A 700-nucleotide genomic window follows, 5' to 3' on the forward strand; every position below is an offset into this window, starting at 1 on the left:
GCCCGCAAGCACGGTTTGGACCCCGCCGCCTGGCATACCGCTCATGTCGGCGACGTAGTGGAACGTGATGACCTTGTCATCGCGGTGTGCGACATCGCCTACGAGCACCTCCCAACCGGTACCAGGCCGCGGCTGCACTGGTCGATACCGGATCCGGCGGCTGTCGACACCGACGCGGCATTTGAGGCTGCCTACAGCGAGATCGCCGACCGCATCGACCGGCTGGCCCCCGTCCTTTCGCCGGCCGAAATGCCCAGGAGTTGACCATGACCGAAGTTGTTCGGCACCACCGAGAAGACCTGTGCGACGAGATTGAGCGCCGCGTTCGGGTGCTCCTGGACGAGCTTTCCGTCCCCGCTGCACACCTGGGCCGCCAGTGAGCAGCGCTGCACCGCTGTGGCGACGGGCGGTCGCCGAGGCGGTCGGTACCGGGCTGCTGGTGACCGTCGTCATCGGCTCCGGGATCGCAGCATCTGCCTTGTCTCCGAGTGACATCGGCTTGCAGTTGCTGGAGAACCCGTTCGCTACAGCACTCGGTCTCGCAGTACTGATCCTGATGCTGGGGCCGGTGTCCGGAGCGCACTTCAACCCCGTTGTGTCTGCTGTCGACTGGTGGCTCGGGCGCCGCACTGGTACCGGCCTGACTCCGCGCGAGCTGGTCGCCTACATTCCCGCCCAGGTCGTCGGTGCGATAGCCGGA

1 protein-coding gene and 1 pseudogene are annotated in these 700 nt (G+C 66.4%); both read left to right on the forward strand.

Annotated features, from left to right (window positions below):
• A pseudogene (locus CAY82_RS27410) lies at positions 1–264 on the forward strand (ArsR family transcriptional regulator); the annotation flags it as partial.
• A gap of 112 nt (positions 265–376) precedes the next feature.
• Positions 377–700 (forward strand): aquaporin (locus CAY82_RS27415; protein ID WP_305881828.1); only part of this gene is annotated, 324 nt, incomplete at its 3' end.

The sequence above is a fragment of the Pseudomonas sp. SID14000 genome (assembly GCF_002165135.1).
Classification (GTDB): Bacteria; Pseudomonadota; Gammaproteobacteria; order Pseudomonadales; family Pseudomonadaceae; genus Aquipseudomonas.